This window comes from Sphingopyxis sp. C-1, from assembly GCF_001047015.1.
Taxonomy (GTDB): Bacteria; Pseudomonadota; Alphaproteobacteria; order Sphingomonadales; family Sphingomonadaceae; genus Sphingopyxis.
Genome location: NZ_BBRO01000001.1, coordinates 324,440 through 341,910, shown reverse-complemented (window position 1 = coordinate 341,910; position 17,471 = coordinate 324,440). Strand labels below are relative to the sequence as shown.

The following is a 17,471-nucleotide window of genomic DNA, read 5'->3' as shown; positions in this document are numbered from 1 at the left end:
TAAACCGCACTGGATTGCTTCGCTTCGCTCGCAATGACGAGCAAGGGGCAGATCGCAACCAAGCCGTCAGGCCTGTTCTTCGCTGGCCTCTTCGGCGGCGCGCGCTTCGTTCGCGGCGGTGCGTTCGGCGCGCAGCTCTTCCAGCAGCGCTTCGCGGTCGCCCTCGAAACGGCTGTCCTCGGGGGCCTTGATGCCCGCCTTCTTCGCCGCCTTGGCGACCAGCGCGTCGAGTTCGCGTTGCGAGCAGAGACCAAGCGTCACCGGATCCTTCGGCACGATGTTCGCGCTGTTCCAGTGGCTGCGGTCGCGGATCGCGCCGATGGTGTTGCGCGTGGTGCCGATCAGCTTGCTGATCGCGCCGTCGGACACTTCGGGGTGGTTCTTCAGAATCCACGCGATGCCGTCGGGCTTGTCCTGGCGCTTGCTGACCGGGGTATAGCGCGGGCCCCGGGTACGACGAATCGTGTCCTGCGCCTGCTTGCTCATCTTCAGCTTGTAATTGGGGTCCTTCTGTCCCTTGTCGATCTCTTCCATCGACAGCTCGTGCGCGCGGACAGGGTCGCGGCCGGTATATTTGGTCGCGGCGGTCTCGTCGGCGATCGCCTGCACTTCCAGGATATGGATGCCGCAATATTCGGCGATCTGCACAAAGGTCAGGCCGGTGTTGTCGACCAGCCAGGCGGCGGTCGCATGCGGCATCAGCGGGGTGGCGTCGGCATTGGCCATGACGAAAAGTCTCCAAGCGGAAATAATAAGGGCCGCCCCTCGCGGGGCGGCCGTTCGGCGGCTGATGTAGACCTGTTTGCCCCATGGGGCAAGCATAAGGGTGAAAAGACCGCCGTTCGCGGGCGCCCCGCCCCTATGCGCAAATATTGTTGCCGCGCGATTTTGCTCAAGCTAATCAGTCTGACAGACACCCGGCCGCGCGGGGACGGCCGGAAACAGCAAGCCATTTGGGGGAAATACGGTCATGAAATATTTCGCAACGGCAGCCGTTCTGGCAGGCGGCCTCGCACTTGCCACCATGTCTGGTGCGACTGCGGCGCCCGCCGCGGCGCCGGCTACGGCAACGGCGGACGGGATCGCCCGCCCCGACGTGCCCGCGATGTCGCGGGCTGAAATCCGTGCCTTCAATGCAAAGCTGCCCCCGAACCATCCCTATTACATCACCTGTCGCCAGTCGTCGGTCACGGGATCGCTGGCCAAGGTGACGCGGGTTTGCCTGACGCGCGAGGATCGCGAGCGGATTGCCCGCGATGCGCAGGACGAGACCCACACCACGATCGACCGGTCGCGCGCCTCGGCCGGCTGCGATCCCTACTGCTAACAAGCTCGGGGCGCGGTAACCGAGCCCGCGCCTACGGACCGCAGCGCCACAGCCCTGCGAAGACGCGCTGCGCGCCGTCGGCGCGGTCGGCGGTCAGCGTCGCGGGGCGCGGCGGCGACTCACCGCCGCCCTGCGCCGGGCCGACCAGCGCGATGCGAAGCTGCAGCCCCTTGCCAAAGAATTTGGTGCCCTTTGCCATCGCATCGAAACCGCCGTTCGCCGACACGGCTTCAATCGTATCGCCGACCTTGACGATCCCGCGCGACGGGTCGGCCGAGGCGACGTCGCCCTGCGCGTGCAGGATCGGCTGCGCGGCTTCGTCGGCGGCAAAGCTGCACGCAAGCTCGCCCTTCAGCTTCGCCCCGCCGACATCGGCTTCGGTCAGCGCCGCCAGTTCGATCGGCGACCCGTCGCCGCCGCGCGTCGGGATATCGACGGGTTTGATCGCGGGAACGGCGGGCTCGGCCGCTTTGCCCGCGGGCACGACGTCGCCGTCATAGGATGCGGTCGGCGCCTTTTCGGTTTCGGCGGGCTGGGAACAGGCTGCAAGGACAAGGGAGAGCGCGGTGGCGGGCAGGAACAGGCTACGCATCTTCATCGGGAGAGATCATCCTCTTTTGATTAGCCCCCCCGGTCGCCTAACCGCCGATCGATACCGAATGTTCCCTCGGCTCATCCCGCCGTCAGCACGATCTTCCCCACATGCTCGCCCGCCTGCATCCGCGCATGCGCGGCGCTTGCCTCGGCAAGCGGGAAGGTCTGGTCCATCGCCGGCTTCCATCGGCCCTCGGCAAGGCGCGGCCAAAGCGTGCGGTGAATCTCGTCGGCGAGCGACGCCTTGAAATCGGCGCTGCGCGCGCGGAGCGTCGAACCCGTCAGCGTCAGCCGGCGGCGCATCACATCGGCGATGTCGAACTCGCCCTTGGCGCCCCGCTGGAAAGCGATCGAGACATGGCGGCCGTCTTCGGCAAGGCAGGCAAGATTGCGCGGCAGATAATCGCCGCCGACCATGTCGAGCACGACGTCGACGCCCCTGCCATTGGTAAAGCCCTTCACCGCCTCGACATAATCCTCCGCCGAATAGTCGACGGCAAGATCGGCGCCGAGAGCGGTCGCCGCGGCGCATTTCTCAGCGCTGCCGCAGGTCACGATGATCCGCACATCGAACAATTTGCAAAGGCCGATCGCGGTCGTGCCGATGCCGCTGGTGCCGCCATGGACCAGCACGGTCTCGCCGTCGCGGACATAGCCGCGCTCGAACAGATTATGCCACACGGTAAAGACGGTTTCGGGCAGCGCCGCCGCCTCTTCCATCGAAAAGCCCTTGGGCACCGGCAGGCAGCTACCGACCGGCGCGGTGCAATATTCGGCATAGCCGCCGCCCGCGATCAGCGCGCACACCGCCTGGCCGAGGAGTTCGGGATCGCCGCCCGGGCCGACCGCGACCACCGTGCCCGCAACCTCCAGCCCGGGAAGGTCCGATGCGCCCGGCGGCGGCGGGTAAAAGCCCATGCGCTGCAACACGTCGGGGCGATTGACCCCTGCGGCGGCGACGCGGATCAGCACTTCGCCGGGTCCGGGCTGCGGTACGGGCCGCGTCTGCGGTTGCAAAACCTCGGGTCCGCCGGGCTCGCTGATGGCGATGGCGGTCATTTCTGCTGGCACGCTCGTCACTTGGTACAATCCCCCACTGGTCCACTCATTCCCGCACCCCTGCCCCGCCTTATTGACAGTGCTGCGACACGGGTCAACAGTCGCGCGCCTTTTCGGCCTCAGGATCAGGAGGATGCGCGTGGACGATGACGACCTTCCCCGCCGCCGCGACGATGTGTTGACGGCGCTGACCAGACAGCCGCTCGATCCGCTGTCGGTCGACGAACTCGACGACCGCATCGCCGCGCTCGAGGGAGAGATTGCGCGCATCAAGGCGCATCGCAGCGCCGCGACGAGCCAGAAGGCCGCCGCCGAAGCGCTGTTCCGTAAGAGCTGAACGGGAAATCGCCGACGCCCGCAAGGGACGCCGGCGACATCGCCCCTTACGCGACCTCTGCGTAGCGAAGCAGGTCGATCATCCGAAAGTCGTCGCCTTTCTTCGAAGCGTCGACCGTCGGCAGGAACGGCTGCCATTCGGGGTCCTGCGACAGATAGGATCCCTTGTCGCCCTGTAGCAGCCCCAGGAACACCTCGGTGACGATCCGCGCCCCGACCGGCCCCAACCGCTCGCCATTTTGCGTCACCTGCGCCTCGCGCAGGATATAGAACCACAGCGGCGTCCGGTCGTCGAAACCATGCGGCTTGAGGTCGGCAAGATCGCCCTTCGACAATTCGGGCAGCTTCATCGCGCGCGCCACCCGCTGTCCCGACGGCAGCGAAAAGGTCAGGTGGCGGAGCAGATTGCGCTGCGCGAGCGAGGCCGGGTTCGATTTCGCATCGGGGTTGGGCACGACCGATCCCGGCAGGCGGAACAACGAAGTCGACAAAGTGGAATCGATCTTCTTGTTCGGTTTCACATTGCCGTCGCTGAAATCGAAGAAGGTCGGCCAATCGACGAAGCGCCGCGGCGCGCGGCAGCCGCCCGACAGATCGTCGGGATCGTTCGGATCCGACGGCGTCGGGGTAAAGATCATCGCAAAGAACGGACTGCCGCCATTGCCGGTGAAATTCGCGCGATACGACGGCCGCACCTGGCTGTGCCCGAAACGATAGGCAGCGACCGAAAATTCGACCGGGATATAAGGCTCGTTGTGCCAGCTATAATATTTGCGGCCGTTCGTCAGCACATCGTCGACCACCGCGTCGCCGCACGTCTTGCGCAGGAATTCATGGACGATGATCCACTGATAATGCCAGCGCACGATCCGCTGCGCCTCCGCGAAAATCTCGTCCGAACCGGTCAGCTTGATCTTGGTCTTCACATATTCGACGACTTCATTGTGAAACTTCAGGAACGCGACCTGAAGCTGGCTGATGATCAGATTCTCGTCGTCGCGCGGGTCGCCGATCAGCGCGACTTTCTGGCTGTTGCGCGGCACGTCGAACTTGTTCGCCGTCCCTGTCGGCTCGAGCAGGAACTTGCCGCCCTTGCCGCCCTGCGTGTCGTACAGATGCGGACTGCCGCCGGGTCCCGCGCCATACACATTGTCGAGGCCAAGGCTTGGGGTGCGAAAATTGGCGATCTGTTCGGGATCGACCTGCCGCTCGAGGCTCGATGTCGGGTCAAAGGTCATATCATGGTCAAGGAATTGGCCGAGAAAGGTGAACCCCGCAGTCAGCGTCGGATTGTCGCTATTCTTCGCCGAAAGCGCCGGGTTGGTGATCAGTTCGGCGGGGGTCTTGGTCAGATTGTCCTTGGCATCCATGATCCCGCCCACCTTGCCGATTTCCATCAGCGCGGCGCGTACATCGGGGGTGTCGGCGGCAAAGGGCGGCAATTCGCCGAACATTCGGCCAAAGCGGCCAGCATCGGAATATTTGGAGCGCGGCGGAACGATGTCGCGCGGATATACGCCGTGACGAGGCATGGCAGTCTCTCCTCTATGGTTATGGTCTGGATTCGGGACGATCCACCCACCAAGGAGAGCTGGCATCCGCTGTTTTAGGCGCGAACCTGCGGACCGGATTGCGCCGATCCGCGCCCGGTCCCAAGATTTTAGGTGCCTAATTCGCGATTAACATGCCCGGTCGCGGCGGAATCGCGACGGAATGAGGGTTCGCCTATTCGGCCTCGGTGCTCAGCCCGAGTTCGGGGATGCCGATCGACCGCCGGCCACCGAAATCGGCGCGCACGACGATCACGCCCTGCTTTTCCATATATTCGACCAGGCGGCGGATGCGCCCCGGCGATCGGCTGCCATAGGCGCGGCCGAGGATCTCGTCGTCGGGACAGGGTTCGCCGTCCATCGCGGCGCGCGCGATCTGCAGAAAGGGCGCGAACATGTCGTGCGGCAGCCGGTCGGCGACGGCGAGCATCTCACGCCAACGCGGCTCGGCGGGGTCGAACACCCCACCCTTCGCCAAGGCGAAGCGACGGCGAAAGGCGGCAAGGTCGAGCGGCACCTTCTTCAGCTTCTGCATCCGGCAGCGCACCGAAAAATCCTGATAGAGGAAGGATTCGGGCTGAAACGCGCAATCGGGGTCGGACAGCATTTCCTGCAAAGTCTCGATCACCACCGCATCGCTTTGCTCGGCTTCCTCGACCGCGTCGATGATGTTGAGCACCGGCGGCGCATCGAGATCCTCGTGCAGCCCTTCGCTCGCCGCGATCCGCTCCAACAACTCGCTTGCCGCGACCGGTTCGGGTTCGGGCGCAAAGACGCGCGGGGCGACCGGCGCCTCCATCTCGGTGAACAGCATCGATCGCATATCCTCGCCCCCCGCCGACGGCAGCGGCATCAGGCCGTGCGTCCCAAGGCGCGTCGAGGTCTGCGTCGAACCGATGCGCACGGCGATCGGCCGGCGCGAGATCGCGGGGCCGAGCCCCAGGAAATGCCCGCGCTCCAGGTCGCGGATCGCCTCGGCCTGCCGCCGCTCCATGCCGAGCAGGTCGGCGGCGCGCGCCATGTCGATGTCCAGAAAGGTGCGCCCCATCAGGAAATTGCTCGCCTCGGCGGCGACATTCTTCGCAAGCTTGGCCAGCCGCTGCGTCGCGATCGCCCCGGCCAGACCGCGCTTGCGCCCGCGGCACATCAGGTTCGTCATCGCCGACAGGCTCGCGCGGCGAACATTGTCGGCGACGTCGCCCGCGACGCTCGGCGCGAACATCTGCGCCTCGTCGACCACGACCAGCGCGGGGAACCAATGCTCGCGCGGCGCATCGAACAGCGCGTTCAAAAACGCCGCGGCACAGGTCATCTGCGCCTCGATATCGAGCGATTCCAGGCTGAGGATGATCGACGCGCGATGCTCGCGGATGCGCGCGCCCATCGCGGCGATCTCGCGCTCGTTATAATCGCCGCCGTTGATCACGACATGGCTGTACGCGTCGGCAAGCGTCACGAAATCGCCCTCGGGATCGATCACGATCTGCTGCACCAGTTCGGCGCTTTCCTCCAGGATGCGGCGGAGAAGATGCGACTTGCCCGACCCCGAATTGCCCTGGACGAGCAGGCGCGTCGCGAGCAGTTCCTGCACGTCGATGCGTACGCCCTGCCCCGCGGCGTCGGTCCCGATGTCGATGCTGGTCTTCACAGGCGCCGCCCTATCGGGGCGCTCGGGCAAAGACAACCGCATCGACACCCTTCCCCCTCGATGGGGGAAGGATACGCAGCCTTGTCGCGAAGCGACTAGGTGAAGTTGGATGGGGGTGATGGTGCGTCCTTCAACCAAAGTTCAGGGGCGCAACCGCACCCCCACCGCTGCGACTAGCGAACAAGTTCGCAAGTCTCGCAGCCTCGCCCATCAAAGGGGGCGGGCAATGAGCTCCGATGGGGTTTTCCAATCGGCCAAATTCGGCCAAAGACTCGATCATGGATTTCGACGACCAGCTCCGCCGCTATTTCGGAACCGCCGACATTGCGGCGATCCACCCGGAGGCCCACGCCGCGGGCACCGAACGCATGCGCGTCGACTTCGGGCTCGAAACCAATCCCGGCCGCCGCTTCGCGCTTTGGGCGTTGATGTACATGCTCGGCGTCGCGCCCGACCTCGACGTCGCCTTCAAGGACGAGGGCGAGCGCAACGTGGCGCGCGACTTTATGGATTTGGTCGACAGGTCGGGCGAAGCCGAAGCCGGCTAAGGGCCCGAAATCGCCCAATCTTTCCTCGTCACCCCGGACCTGATCCGGGGTGACGCTTGAAATCGAAGCCAGTCCGTGCGGAAGAAAAGCGGCATCCCGGGTCAAGCCTGGGATGACGAAAGGCAGGGAGCAACCGGGAGCTGCTCTATATATCCTCGTCACCCCGGACTTGATCCGGGGTCCCGCTTGAGGTCGAAGTCAGTGAATGCGTCAAAAAGCGGGATCCCGGATCAAGCCCGGGATGACGAGAGACAAGAAACGGCGGAAATCAGGCGATAGAGATGTCCCCCCCTTCGCCGGGGAGTACAATGTCTCAGCGCTAAATCTTGCCGCGCACGCTCAGGAAAAAGCGGCGCCCCAGATAATCATATTGCGTGCCGAACGCCGGCGCCTGCCCGATAACCAGCGGCGTCGCGGTGATGACGGTCGATACGCGCGGCGGCGGGGTGTCGAACAGATTCGCGACGCCAAGCGTGATGCGGAACCGCTCGGCAACATCGCGGCTCAGCGACAGCGAGTGATAGAAGGTCGCGGGCACGCTGACGTCGGGGCAGAAGCGCCCGCCCGGACGGAAGCTTGAGGTGCGGCATGCATCGCCGCCCTGCGCCTTCAGCAGATCCGCTTCATTCGAAGCCGCGCCGGTGACGTCGATTCCATAGAAGAGCGTCCAGCCGTCTTTCATCCAGCCAAGATTGAAATCGCCGACCCATTTCGGATTGCCGATCTTGCCATTGTCATTGACCTCGGTGCCGGGGAAGAGCGCGACCTTGTCCTTCACCTGCCAGGTCATCTGCGCGCGGAAGGCGAGCGAACCGAGCTTGCCCAGATCCTGATCGATCGCAAGCGACAGGTCGACGCCGCGGTTCCACTGGCGGCTGATGTTGACATAACGGTCGGTGACGGTGGCGACGCTCTGCGCATCGGGGCCCGTGGCGGTACGCGTGAACAGGCCGCACAGCGGCTCGTCGGCGACGTCGGAGTCATAACAGCCGCGCAGGATATTGCCGGCGCCGAGCAAAGTGATCTCGTCCTTCACCTCGATATCGAAATAGTCGACCGCTAGCCGCGTCTTGAGTCCGCCCCACAGCGCACCCGACAAATCGGGGGTGAGGATGACCGACACCGTTTTGGCGGTCGAGGTTTCGGGCTTGAGCTGACCGATGCCGCCGCCCGATGCGATGACCGCCGGTCCGAAGCCGCCGGCGAAGGTCGGGCTGATGCCGTCGGCGGCGCAATTGTCGAAGATGCGCTGGGTGATCGCTCCCGCAGCCAGCCGCGCGCCGGTCTGGATGCACGGGTCGATCGCCTGCTGGCCAAGGAAGCCGGTCTGGTCGTTGAGGAACAGCTCGAACAGCGCGGGCGCGCGGAACGAAGTGCCCCATGTGCCGCGGAAGCGCAGCCAGTCGGTCACCGCCCAGTCGGCGCCGACCTTCCAGGTCGTATCGCTATACTTGTCCTGCACACCGTCGCCGCGCGTCGCCTCGACATGCGTATAGCGCGCCGCACCCGACAGCGTCAGCCGCTCGATCATCGGCACGCCTTCGAGCAGCGGCACTTCGACCTCACCGAAGAGTTCCTTCGACACGGTGTGCCCCGCGGTGATGCCGGAGGTCGTGAAATTGGCGACATTGCCGGCAAGCGTTGCCTCGCCCGGCGTGTCGTTGATCTCGTCGCGGCGGATATTCGCGCCGAACGCCACGCCGACCGGCCCCGCGGGCAGGTTGAACAGCTTGCCCGTCAGCAACGCCTCGGCAGAGGTCTGCTTGAATAGGGTCCGGCCCGTCTCGCGGCCCATCAGGAATGCGCGCTCGGCCGGTGTGAAATCGCCGCGCAGCACGCGCGGATCGGTGAAGTCGATATCGATGCACGGCACGCCGCGGATCGCCGTCGTCGTCCCGGCGCACGATCGCGTGCGGAAGGTCTGCGACGCGAGTGCGTCCTGATAGATCACATCCTGCGTATAGCTCGCGTCCGAACGGCTGTGCTGACCGCTGACATCCCATTTCCAGCCGCCGGCGATCTCGCCGCGCAGGCCAAGCACGCCCCGATAATAGTCGACATCGGTGCTGCTTTCCGACTTCACCACTATCTGCGGACGCAGGATGAGGTTGCCGCCGAACTCCGCGTTGAACGGGTCGCCCATGTCATTGGGGTCGCAATTATATGCGGTCGGGTCGCAGAGGAAAAAGGGCAGCATCGACGCGCCGGTGAACTGGTCGACCGTCATCACTTGAAAGCTGTTGTTGTGCGACTTGCGGTTGCTGAACAATGCTTCGCCATAAAGCGTTATGCCGTCGGTCACGTCATAGGCGCCCTCGGCGAAGGCGCTGATGCGCTTCACCCCCGAAAACACGTCCATATCCTGCTCGGCGGGGGTGAATTTGTTGAGCGCGCCGGTCGAGGGGCCGTCGAAATTGAGCCCGAAGAAATTGGCGGGGCCAAAGACGCCGATCGGATTATAGACGTTGATCGGCATGCCGACGCCCGCGAATTCGGCGCCATATTGGCCGTAAGGGATCAGCTGGCCGTTCGGGGCGAACAGCCCAGGCTCAAATGCCGGAAAGCCGTTTTGATCGACGCCGGTGAAATCGCTGAAGGCGATCGCATTGCCAATCGTGCCGCTGCACTGCGGGCGGCCGGTGCGGAAATCGACGATGTCGGCGCGGCTGCCGTCGGCCTCGCGCTTCAGATATTCTTCGGCGCAGAAAAGGAAACCGCGGTCGCGGCGGGTCAGGCTCTGCTGGCGGAAATAATCGACCGTCGCGAAAAAATGGCCGCGATCGAACGTCTTGCCAAAGCTCGCGTCGACGCCATAGCTTTCACCGCCGCCATGCTCGGTGACCGACGAAAAACCGCCGCCCTCAAAGCCGTTCAGGTCGTTGCGGGTCAGGATGTTGACGACGCCGGCGACGGCGTCCGAACCATAGATTGACGAGGCGCCCGTCTTCAGCACCTCAACCTGCCGCACGACCGAAAGCGGCAGTACGTTGAGATCGAACGGCGCAACCGAACCACGAACCCCCGCAGGGCCTGCGCGGCGGCCGTTGATCAGCACCAGCGTGCGCTCGGCACCCAGCCCGCGCAGCGACACCGTCTGCACATCATTCCCGCCATTGGCGACGAAGCGGTTCGAAATCGCCGAGGTGATCTGGATCGATCCCTGCGCTGCGGGGGTCGACTGCAGGACATCGGCCAGTTGGACCAGCCCCTGCAGCTTCGCGCTCTCGGGATCGATGATCTGGATCGGGTCGGCGCTGGTAAATTCGCTCTTCGCGATGCGCGAGCCCGTGACGACGATTTCGTCACCGCTCTGCGCCGCTGCGGGCGAAGCCGCGAGCGCGATCACCGAGGCAGTCGCTGCCAGAAACACCGAAGGCTCCGTGCCCATTTTCATAATCTTCGTCCGATTTCCAAAGTTGATCCCGCCCCCCGGCAGGGCGGAAGCTACGCGAACAGGCGTTTCGATATGGTTTACGCTGCAGTAAGTTTTCGCGGCGCCGCCGCCCCGCTTGTCGGGACGGCGCGGCGCGGCTAGGCACGCTGGCGAATGAGCGGCGCGAAGGGATCGGGCGATGAGCAGGGCAATGGGCGAGACGCTGGGACGGCTGGAAGCGGTCATCCACGACCGGCTCGCGGCGGGCGCGGCCGACGCTTCCTATGTGGCGAGCCTCGCCGCAAAAGGCCGCGGCAAGATCGCGCAAAAGCTGGGCGAAGAAGCCGTCGAGGCGGTGATCGCTGCCGTCAGCGAGGATGATCCCGCGCTGATCGGCGAGGCGAGCGACCTCGTCTTCCACCTTTCCATCCTGATCGCCGAGCGCGGGCTGACGTGGGACATGATCGCCGCCGAGCTCGACCGCCGCCACGGCACCTCGGGTCACGCCGAAAAAGCCAGCCGCCCTCAATAGGAGCTCTCCTTATGCCGATCGACGCGACGCTTCCCTATGACGACAGCAATATTTTCGCGCGCATCCTGCGCGGCGAACTGCCGTCGAAAACCGTCTATGAGGATGAGTTTGCGCTCGCCTTCCACGACATCAACCCGCAGGCGCCGCTCCACATCCTCGTGATCCCCAAGGGCGCCTATGTGAGCTGGGACGATTTTTCGGAGCGCGGCAGCGATGCCGAGATCGCGGGCTTCGTCCGCGCAGTGGGCCAGGTCGCACGCGATCAGGGCCTCGTCGCCCCCGGCTACCGCCTGCTCGCGAATATCGGCGTCGACAGCCACCAGGAAGTCCCGCACCTCCACGTCCATATTTTCGCGGGGCAAAAGCTCGGACCGATGCTCGCGCGCTGATATTCGGGCGCCGTCTATGACCGCCGTCACAGCATTTTCCCGCACCGCGACTAACCGTGCGCCATGCGCGGCGACGGGTGGACTTTGCCCCCCTTTTCCAGCAGGATGATGTCCGACTGAACCGGGGGATTTGACGATGAGCATCGGATGGCGCGCGCTGGCTACGACATTGGCCAGCAAGGCAAAATTGGCGCTGATCGTCCCGCTCGGCCTCGCAATGGCCGCGACCGCCGCCGACACCGTGCCGCAGGTGACGCTCGCCACCGCGGGCAGCTCGGGCACCGGCGACGGCACGATCACGCGCTTCACCCTGCGCTTTTCCGAGGACATGGTCCCGCTCGGCGATCCCCGCGCCGCCGCCCCCGCGACCAACGACTGCAAATTGCCCGCGACCGGACGCTGGGTCGACACGCGCACCTGGGTGCTCGAATTTGACAAGCCGCTCCCCGGCGGCCTCGCCTGTCATGTCGAACTGCGCGACGGGCTCAAGACCGCGCGCGGCGTGTCTGTCGTCGGCAACAGCCACTTCGCGCTCGATACCGGCGGCCCCTCGGCGCGCGCTGTCCTCGCGGGCGGGATGAACGGAGATATCGAAGAGGATCAGGTCTTCCTCGTCGCCACCAATGTCGCCGCCGATCGCGCCTCGGTCGGCCGCTTTGCCTATTGCGCCGTCGACGGTATCGGCGAGAAGATTCCCGTCGACGTCCTGCCGCGCGAGACGGCAACGCAGATTCTGACCGGCCTCGGCGACAATAATTGGTCGCGCCAGTCCTTCACCTATGACGCCGGTCTGCCGCAGCGCCTTCCCGCCGCCGGCCCCGACCGCGAAGCTGCGCTCGACCGCATCGTCCCCGTCAAATGCCGCCGCCCGCTGCCCCCCGGTCGCGAGATGGCGCTAGTCTGGGACGCGCGTATCAGCCAGGCGGGCGTGCCCAGCCGCACCGCGGGCCGCGACCAGCGCTTCGACCATGATGTGCGCCCCGCCTTCACCGCCAAAATGTCGTGCAGCCGCATCAATCCGCAGGCAGGCTGCAACCCGATCAAGGATGTGACGCTCAGCTTCGCCTCGCCCGTTTCGCGCGAAACGATCCTTGCCGCGACGCTCAACACCAGCGACGGCAAGAAATTGACGCCCAAGATCGACGACGACGACAAGAATGACGCCTGGCTGACGAGCGTCCGCTTCACCGGCCCGCTGCCGCAAAATGTCGACGCGACGCTCGTCCTGCCCGCCGACGTCACCGACCAGAGCGGCCGCAAGCTGCAAAATCAGTCGAACTTCCCGCTGAAATTCCACATCGACCGCGCCCCGCCGCTCGTCAAATTCGCCGCCGAATTCGGCATTCTCGAAGCCGGCGAAGGCGGCGTGCTGCCCGTCACTGTCCGCGGCGTCGAAGGCACGATGGTTCAGTCGAACCTCAAAATGCCCGCGACCGCGCTCAAGGTCGGCGACGATGATGCCGCGATCGCACGCTGGCTGAAGCGTGTCGATGACGCCGACGACACCGACTATCGCGAGGAAAAGGACCGCACCGGCAAAGAGGTCACGGTCAATTACACCGGCACCAAATCGGTCTTTGCCGACGCCCCTGCGGGCGGCGAACGCCGCGAAATGCAGCTGTCGCCTCCCGGCGGCGGCAAGGAATTTGAAGTCGTCGGCATCCCGCTGACCGAAAAAGGCTTCCACGTCGTCGAGATCGCCAGCCCCGAACTGGGCGCCGCGCTGCTCGGCCGCAAATCGACGCGCTATGTCGCGACCGCGGCGCTCGTCACCAATATGGCGGTGCATTTCAAATGGGGCCGCGAGGGTTCGCTCGCATGGGTGACCGCGCTCGACACCGGGCTTCCCGTCGCGGGCGCCGAAATCCGCGTTTCGGACAGCTGCACCGGGCGCCTGCTCGCGCGCGGCACCGCCGACAAGGCGGGGCGCCTCGCCTTTGCGGGCGGCTTGCCCCAGCCCGAAACCTATTCGAGCTGCGAGGAAGATCCCGATCCGTCGACCAGCGAGGGCCATGCACTGATGGTCAGCGCGCGCGCGGGCGATGATTTCAGCTTCACGCTCACCGATTGGGGTGACGGCATCCGCCCCTATGACTTCGACTTTCCCTATGGCTGGTCGGAACGGAACGACATCCTCCACACCGTCTTCGACCGCGCACTCGTGAAAGCGGGCGAGACGGTGCATATGAAGCATCTGCTCCGCCGCCCCGTCGGCACCGGCTTCATGACGCCACAGCCGCTCGCGGGCAAATTGCGCCTCGTCCACCGCGGCTCCGACACCGAATTCGAAATGCCTTTCGCCATTGCCGCGACGGGCAGCGGCGAGACCGTCTGGGACGTCCCCGCCTCGGCGCCGATGGGCGACTATGAACTTGTCTTTGTCACCAAGGATAAGGATGGCGAGGACAAGACGATCTGGTCGGGCCAGTCGGTCCGCGTCGACGAATATCGCCTGCCGACGATGAAGGCGACGGTCACCGGGCCAAAGACGTCACCCGTGCGTCCGACCGCCGTGCCGCTGTCGCTGTTCGTCGGCTATCTGTCGGGTGGTCCCGCCCCGAATATCCCCGTCGAGCTGCGCACCAACTTCCAGTCGAGCTGGTCGCCGCCGCAGGATTACAAGGATTGGGATTTCGACGGCCAGCCGGTCAAGGAAGGCGTCGTCCAGCTTGACGACAGCGGCGACGAACCCTCCGCCGAACTGCCGCTCGCGCGCTCGGTGCCTTTGAAGCTCGACGCCAATGGCGCCGCGACGACCAGCGTCGCAGTCGACCAGCCGATCACCGAACCGACGCTGATGGCGGTCGAAATGGATTATGAGGATGCCAATGGCGAGACGCTGACGTCGAGCCGCCGCATCACCCTCTACCCCTCCGCCGTCCGCCTCGGGCTCAAGACCGACGGCTGGCTGATGCGCGACAATGATCTGCGCCTCAATTTCATCGCGCTCGATTTGGACGGCAAGCCGATTTCCGGCAAGCGCGTGCAGGTCGCGCTTTATAATCGCGAAATCATCACCGCGCGGCGCCGCCTGATCGGCGGTTTCTACGCCTATGACAATCAGATGCGCACGACGCGCCTCGATGCGACCTGCACCGCGACGACCGACAAGCTTGGCCGCGCAAGCTGCGCGATGGCACCCGGCATCTCGGGCGAAGTCACCGTCGTCGCAACGACCGTCGACGCCGACGGCAACGAAGCGCGCGCCGTCCGCTCGGTCTGGCTCGCGGGCGACAATGAATGGTGGTTCGGCGGCGACAATGGCGACCGCATGGACGTCATCGCCGAAAAGCCGCGCTATGCCGCCGGCGACACCGCCAGCTTCCAGGTCCGCATGCCGTTCCGTGAAGCGACCGCGCTCGTCACCGTCGAACGCGAGGGCGTGCTGTCGAGCTTTGTCGTTCCTTTGAAGGGCACGAATCCGGTCGTGAAGCTCAAGCTTCCCGCAACCTATGCGCCCGACGTCTATGTCTCGGTGATGGCGGTGCGCGGGCGCGTGACCGGCGACGAAAGCTGGTTCCGCAAGATGAAACGCGCGGTCGGTTTCAAGATCGAGAATAGCGAAGGTGCCCCGCCGACCGCTTTGGTCGATCTGGCCAAGCCCAGCTATCGCATGGGCATCGCGCGCATCAAGGTTGGGTGGGAAGGCCATCAGCTTGGCGTGAAGGTTTCGGCCGACAAGGAGAAATATTCGGTCCGCGAGACCGCCAAGGTCGCGATCGAGGTCAAGACGCCGGGCGGCAAGGCTCCCAAAAATGCCGACGTCGCCTTTGCGGCAGTCGACGAAGCCTTGCTCCAGCTCGCGCCGAACGAGAGCTGGCAGGTCATCGACGCGATGATGGGCGAACGCACGCTCGACGTGCTCACCTCGACCGCGCAGATGCAGGTCGTCGGCAAGCGCCATTATGGCCGCAAGGCGCTCGAACCGGGCGGCGGCGGCGGCGGCGACCTGTCGGGCCTGACGCGCGAGGATTTCCGCCCCGTGCTTCTGTGGAAGGGCAATGTTCCGCTCGACGCCAAGGGCCGCGCGACCGTCGACGTGCCGCTCAGCGACAATCTGTCGGGCTTCCGCCTCGTCGCGATCGCGACCGACGGATCGCAATATTTCGGCACCGGCGAGACCACCGTCCGCACCGTGCAGGATCTCGGCATCTTTGCCGGGATGCCCGAACTCGTGCGAACCGGCGACACCTATGATGCGCGCTTCACGCTGCGCAACGGCACCGACAAGCCGATGGAGGTCACCGCGACCCCGACGCTGTCGCCCGCCGTCGCCACCGCGCCGCCGCTGACCGTCACGATCCCCGCGGGCGGCGCCGTGCCGATCAGCTGGTCGATGACCGCGCCCGAAACAACCGGCCCGATCGAATGGACGGTCGAAGCGGTCGCCAAGGGCGGCAAGCAGCGCGACCGGCTTGTCTTCGAACAGACCGTCGAACCCGCCGTCCCTGTCGAAACCTGGGCCGCCAGCCTGTTCCGCGTCGGCCCCAATACGACGCTGCCGATCGGCATCCCGGCGGGCGCGCTGCCCGGCGGTTATGTCGATATCGCACTTGCGGGCACGCTCGCGCCGCCGCTCACGGGCGTGCGCGACTATATGAGCGCCTATCCCTATAATTGCTTTGAACAGTCGACTTCGCGCGCAATTGCGCTCGGCGACATCGGGCGCTGGCAGGCGCTGGCGGGCGCGATGCCGACCTATCTCGATGACGACGGACTGCTGCGCTATTGGCCGAACGAGCGGCTCGAAGGGTCGATCGAGCTCACCGCCTATGTGCTCAGCATCACCGCGGCGAACGGCTTCGCGATCCCCGAGGCGTCGAAGGCCAAGATGGTCAAGGCGTTGCAGGCGGTCGTCGACGGGCGCCTCACGCGTAAAGGCTATGGCCCTTACGACATCCGCCCGGTCCGCATCGCGGCACTCGCGGCGCTCGCACGCAATAACGCGTCGAGCGCGCAGCTCGTGTCGGCGATCGACGTCGCGCCGATCGACATGGCCACCAGCACGCTCGCCGACTGGCTCGTCGCGATCGAACGCACCCCCGGCGTCCGCAATGCCCCCGCCTTGCGCACCGCGGCCGAGGGCGAGCTTCGCAAGCGTCTCGTCTACGAAGGCACGCGCCTCGACCTCGTCGACGATGCCAAGGCACCGTGGTGGATGATGACCAGCGGCGACGAAATGGCGATCAAGGCTTTGGAGGCTGTGCTGGGCCGCAAGGGCTGGGAAGATGACGCGGGCAAGCTGATGGTCGGCGTCGCGCAACGCCAGCGCAAGGGCCATTGGGACACCACCCCCGCCAACGCCTGGGGCGCCGTCACCGTTCGCCGCTTCGCCGAACTTTATCCGGCAAATGCGATCACCGGCGTCACCAACGTCAGCCTTGCGGGCGGCACCGCCTCGCAAAGCTGGCCGCTCCCCGCCGAGCCCATCTCGCCGCTACGCGTTGCCCTGAACGCGGCGACGATGAGCCTCAAGCATGACGGCACCGGCGCACCATGGGCCACGGTCAGCGTCAAGGCGGCGGTGCCGTTGAAGGAACCGCTCAACGCCGGTTACCGGATCAAGCGCTCGGTCAGCATCGTCAAGGCGGCGAACAAGGATCAGCTGACGCGCGGCGACGTGATCAAGGTGCGGATCGAGGTCGTCGCGGCCGCGGGCCGGACGTGGGTCGTGATCAACGATCCGATCGCGCCGGGCGCAACGATCGTCGGCAACCTCGGCGGCCAGTCCGAAATGCTCGGCAGTCAGGCCAGCGGATCGGGCGCACAGCCAAGCTATGTCGAACGCGGCAAGGACAGCTGGCGCGGCTATTTCGGCTGGATGCCCGCGGGCACCCATGCGGTCGAATATGTCGTCCGCTTGAACGGCTCAGGCCGCTTCACTCTGCCGCAGACGCGCGTCGAAGCGATGTATTCGCCCGCGATCCGCGGCCAATGGCCAAACGCCCCGATGACGGTGGCGAGCGTCGGGCAGTGATGTCGGGAGGCTTTGCCTTGACGTCATCGCGAGCGTTTTTCTCTTCCGTCATTGCGACCCCGGACTTGATCCGGGGGAAGCAATCCAGAGCGGCTTGTCGCACCCTGGATTGCTTCGCTCCGCTCGCAATGACGAGAT

12 protein-coding genes are annotated in these 17,471 nt (G+C 65.4%); 6 read left to right on the top strand and 6 right to left on the bottom strand.

Translation table 11 applies throughout. The features are described from left to right. Positions 1–66: 66 nt before the first annotated feature. Entirely contained in the window at positions 67–699 is a 633-nt protein-coding gene (locus tag SC1_RS01410) for a DUF1013 domain-containing protein (protein WP_062183339.1), read from the bottom strand. Between the two features lie 271 nt (positions 700–970). Between SC1_RS01410 and SC1_RS01405 the strand changes: the two genes are divergently transcribed. Next, positions 971–1,327 carry a hypothetical protein gene (locus SC1_RS01405; protein WP_062176588.1) on the top strand — a complete coding sequence of 119 codons (357 nt, stop codon included), beginning with the start codon at positions 971–973 and terminating at the stop codon, positions 1,325–1,327. Positions 1,328–1,358: 31 nt separating this feature from the next. Here the strand turns inward: SC1_RS01405 and SC1_RS01400 are convergent, their stop codons facing one another. Together SC1_RS01400 and SC1_RS01395 are read right to left on the bottom strand one after the other, a co-directional pair. Continuing rightward, a complete protein-coding gene (locus tag SC1_RS01400; RefSeq protein ID WP_062176585.1) occupies positions 1,359–1,925 on the bottom strand; it encodes a hypothetical protein in 567 nt (188 codons plus the stop codon). A gap of 74 nt (positions 1,926–1,999) precedes the next feature. After that, positions 2,000–2,980 (bottom strand): NAD(P)H-quinone oxidoreductase, encoded by a 981-nt coding sequence (locus SC1_RS01395; protein WP_062176582.1) that lies wholly within the window; start codon positions 2,978–2,980, stop codon positions 2,000–2,002. A gap of 139 nt (positions 2,981–3,119) precedes the next feature. Between SC1_RS01395 and SC1_RS01390 the strand changes: the two genes are divergently transcribed. After that, positions 3,120–3,317, top strand: coding sequence for a DUF1192 domain-containing protein (locus SC1_RS01390; protein WP_062183336.1), 198 nt, complete (start codon positions 3,120–3,122; stop codon positions 3,315–3,317). Positions 3,318–3,363: 46 nt separating this feature from the next. On the opposite strand, the gene SC1_RS01385 is transcribed toward SC1_RS01390, so the two are convergent. Both SC1_RS01385 and SC1_RS01380 read right to left on the bottom strand, forming a co-directional pair. After that, positions 3,364–4,848: a heme peroxidase family protein gene (locus SC1_RS01385; protein ID WP_062176579.1), complete on the bottom strand. Its 1,485-nt coding sequence runs from the start codon at positions 4,846–4,848 to the stop codon at positions 3,364–3,366. Between the two features lie 193 nt (positions 4,849–5,041). Further along, positions 5,042–6,514, bottom strand: coding sequence for an ATP-binding protein (locus SC1_RS01380; protein WP_238586529.1), 1,473 nt, complete (start codon positions 6,512–6,514; stop codon positions 5,042–5,044). 278 nt (positions 6,515–6,792) lie between these two features. On the opposite strand from SC1_RS01380, the gene SC1_RS01375 reads away from it, so the two are divergent. Further along, the gene (locus SC1_RS01375) at positions 6,793–7,062 is read left to right on the top strand and encodes a hypothetical protein (RefSeq protein WP_062183329.1); all 270 of its coding nucleotides are present in this window, start codon (positions 6,793–6,795) and stop codon (positions 7,060–7,062) included. A gap of 319 nt (positions 7,063–7,381) precedes the next feature. Here the strand turns inward: SC1_RS01375 and SC1_RS01370 are convergent, their stop codons facing one another. After that, complete coding sequence (locus SC1_RS01370) at positions 7,382–10,456, bottom strand: TonB-dependent receptor domain-containing protein (RefSeq protein ID WP_062176576.1); 3,075 nt, start codon at positions 10,454–10,456, stop codon at positions 7,382–7,384. Positions 10,457–10,634: 178 nt separating this feature from the next. Between SC1_RS01370 and SC1_RS01365 the strand changes: the two genes are divergently transcribed. The 3 genes from SC1_RS01365 to SC1_RS01355 all read left to right on the top strand — a co-directional run bounded on the left by SC1_RS01365 (position 10,635) and on the right by SC1_RS01355 (position 17,333). Beyond that, complete coding sequence (locus SC1_RS01365; protein ID WP_062176573.1) at positions 10,635–10,967, top strand: phosphoribosyl-ATP diphosphatase; 333 nt, start codon at positions 10,635–10,637, stop codon at positions 10,965–10,967. An 11-nt stretch (positions 10,968–10,978) separates the two neighbouring features. Further along, entirely contained in the window at positions 10,979–11,356 is a 378-nt protein-coding gene (locus SC1_RS01360) for a histidine triad nucleotide-binding protein (protein ID WP_062176570.1), read from the top strand. 136 nt (positions 11,357–11,492) lie between these two features. Next, positions 11,493–17,333: an alpha-2-macroglobulin gene (locus SC1_RS01355; RefSeq protein ID WP_062176566.1), complete on the top strand. Its 5,841-nt coding sequence runs from the start codon at positions 11,493–11,495 to the stop codon at positions 17,331–17,333. Positions 17,334–17,471 lie beyond the last annotated feature (138 nt).

What these genes read in the sequence shown, in the direction of transcription:
- SC1_RS01410 (WP_062183339.1), bottom strand. Translation starts at nt 699, where the DNA reads ATGCCGCATGCGACCGCCGCCTGGCTGGTCGACAACACCGGCCTGACC.
- SC1_RS01385 (WP_062176579.1), bottom strand. Translation starts at nt 4,848, where the DNA reads ATGCCTCGTCACGGCGTATATCCGCGCGACATCGTTCCGCCGCGCTCC.
- SC1_RS01360 (WP_062176570.1), top strand. Translation starts at nt 10,979, where the DNA reads ATGCCGATCGACGCGACGCTTCCCTATGACGACAGCAATATTTTCGCG.
- SC1_RS01405 (WP_062176588.1), top strand. Translation starts at nt 971, where the DNA reads ATGAAATATTTCGCAACGGCAGCCGTTCTGGCAGGCGGCCTCGCACTT.
- SC1_RS01355 (WP_062176566.1), top strand. Translation starts at nt 11,493, where the DNA reads ATGAGCATCGGATGGCGCGCGCTGGCTACGACATTGGCCAGCAAGGCA.
- SC1_RS01375 (WP_062183329.1), top strand. Translation starts at nt 6,793, where the DNA reads ATGGATTTCGACGACCAGCTCCGCCGCTATTTCGGAACCGCCGACATT.
- SC1_RS01365 (WP_062176573.1), top strand. Translation starts at nt 10,635, where the DNA reads ATGAGCAGGGCAATGGGCGAGACGCTGGGACGGCTGGAAGCGGTCATC.
- SC1_RS01400 (WP_062176585.1), bottom strand. Translation starts at nt 1,925, where the DNA reads ATGAAGATGCGTAGCCTGTTCCTGCCCGCCACCGCGCTCTCCCTTGTC.
- SC1_RS01370 (WP_062176576.1), bottom strand. Translation starts at nt 10,456, where the DNA reads ATGAAAATGGGCACGGAGCCTTCGGTGTTTCTGGCAGCGACTGCCTCG.
- SC1_RS01395 (WP_062176582.1), bottom strand. Translation starts at nt 2,980, where the DNA reads ATGACCGCCATCGCCATCAGCGAGCCCGGCGGACCCGAGGTTTTGCAA.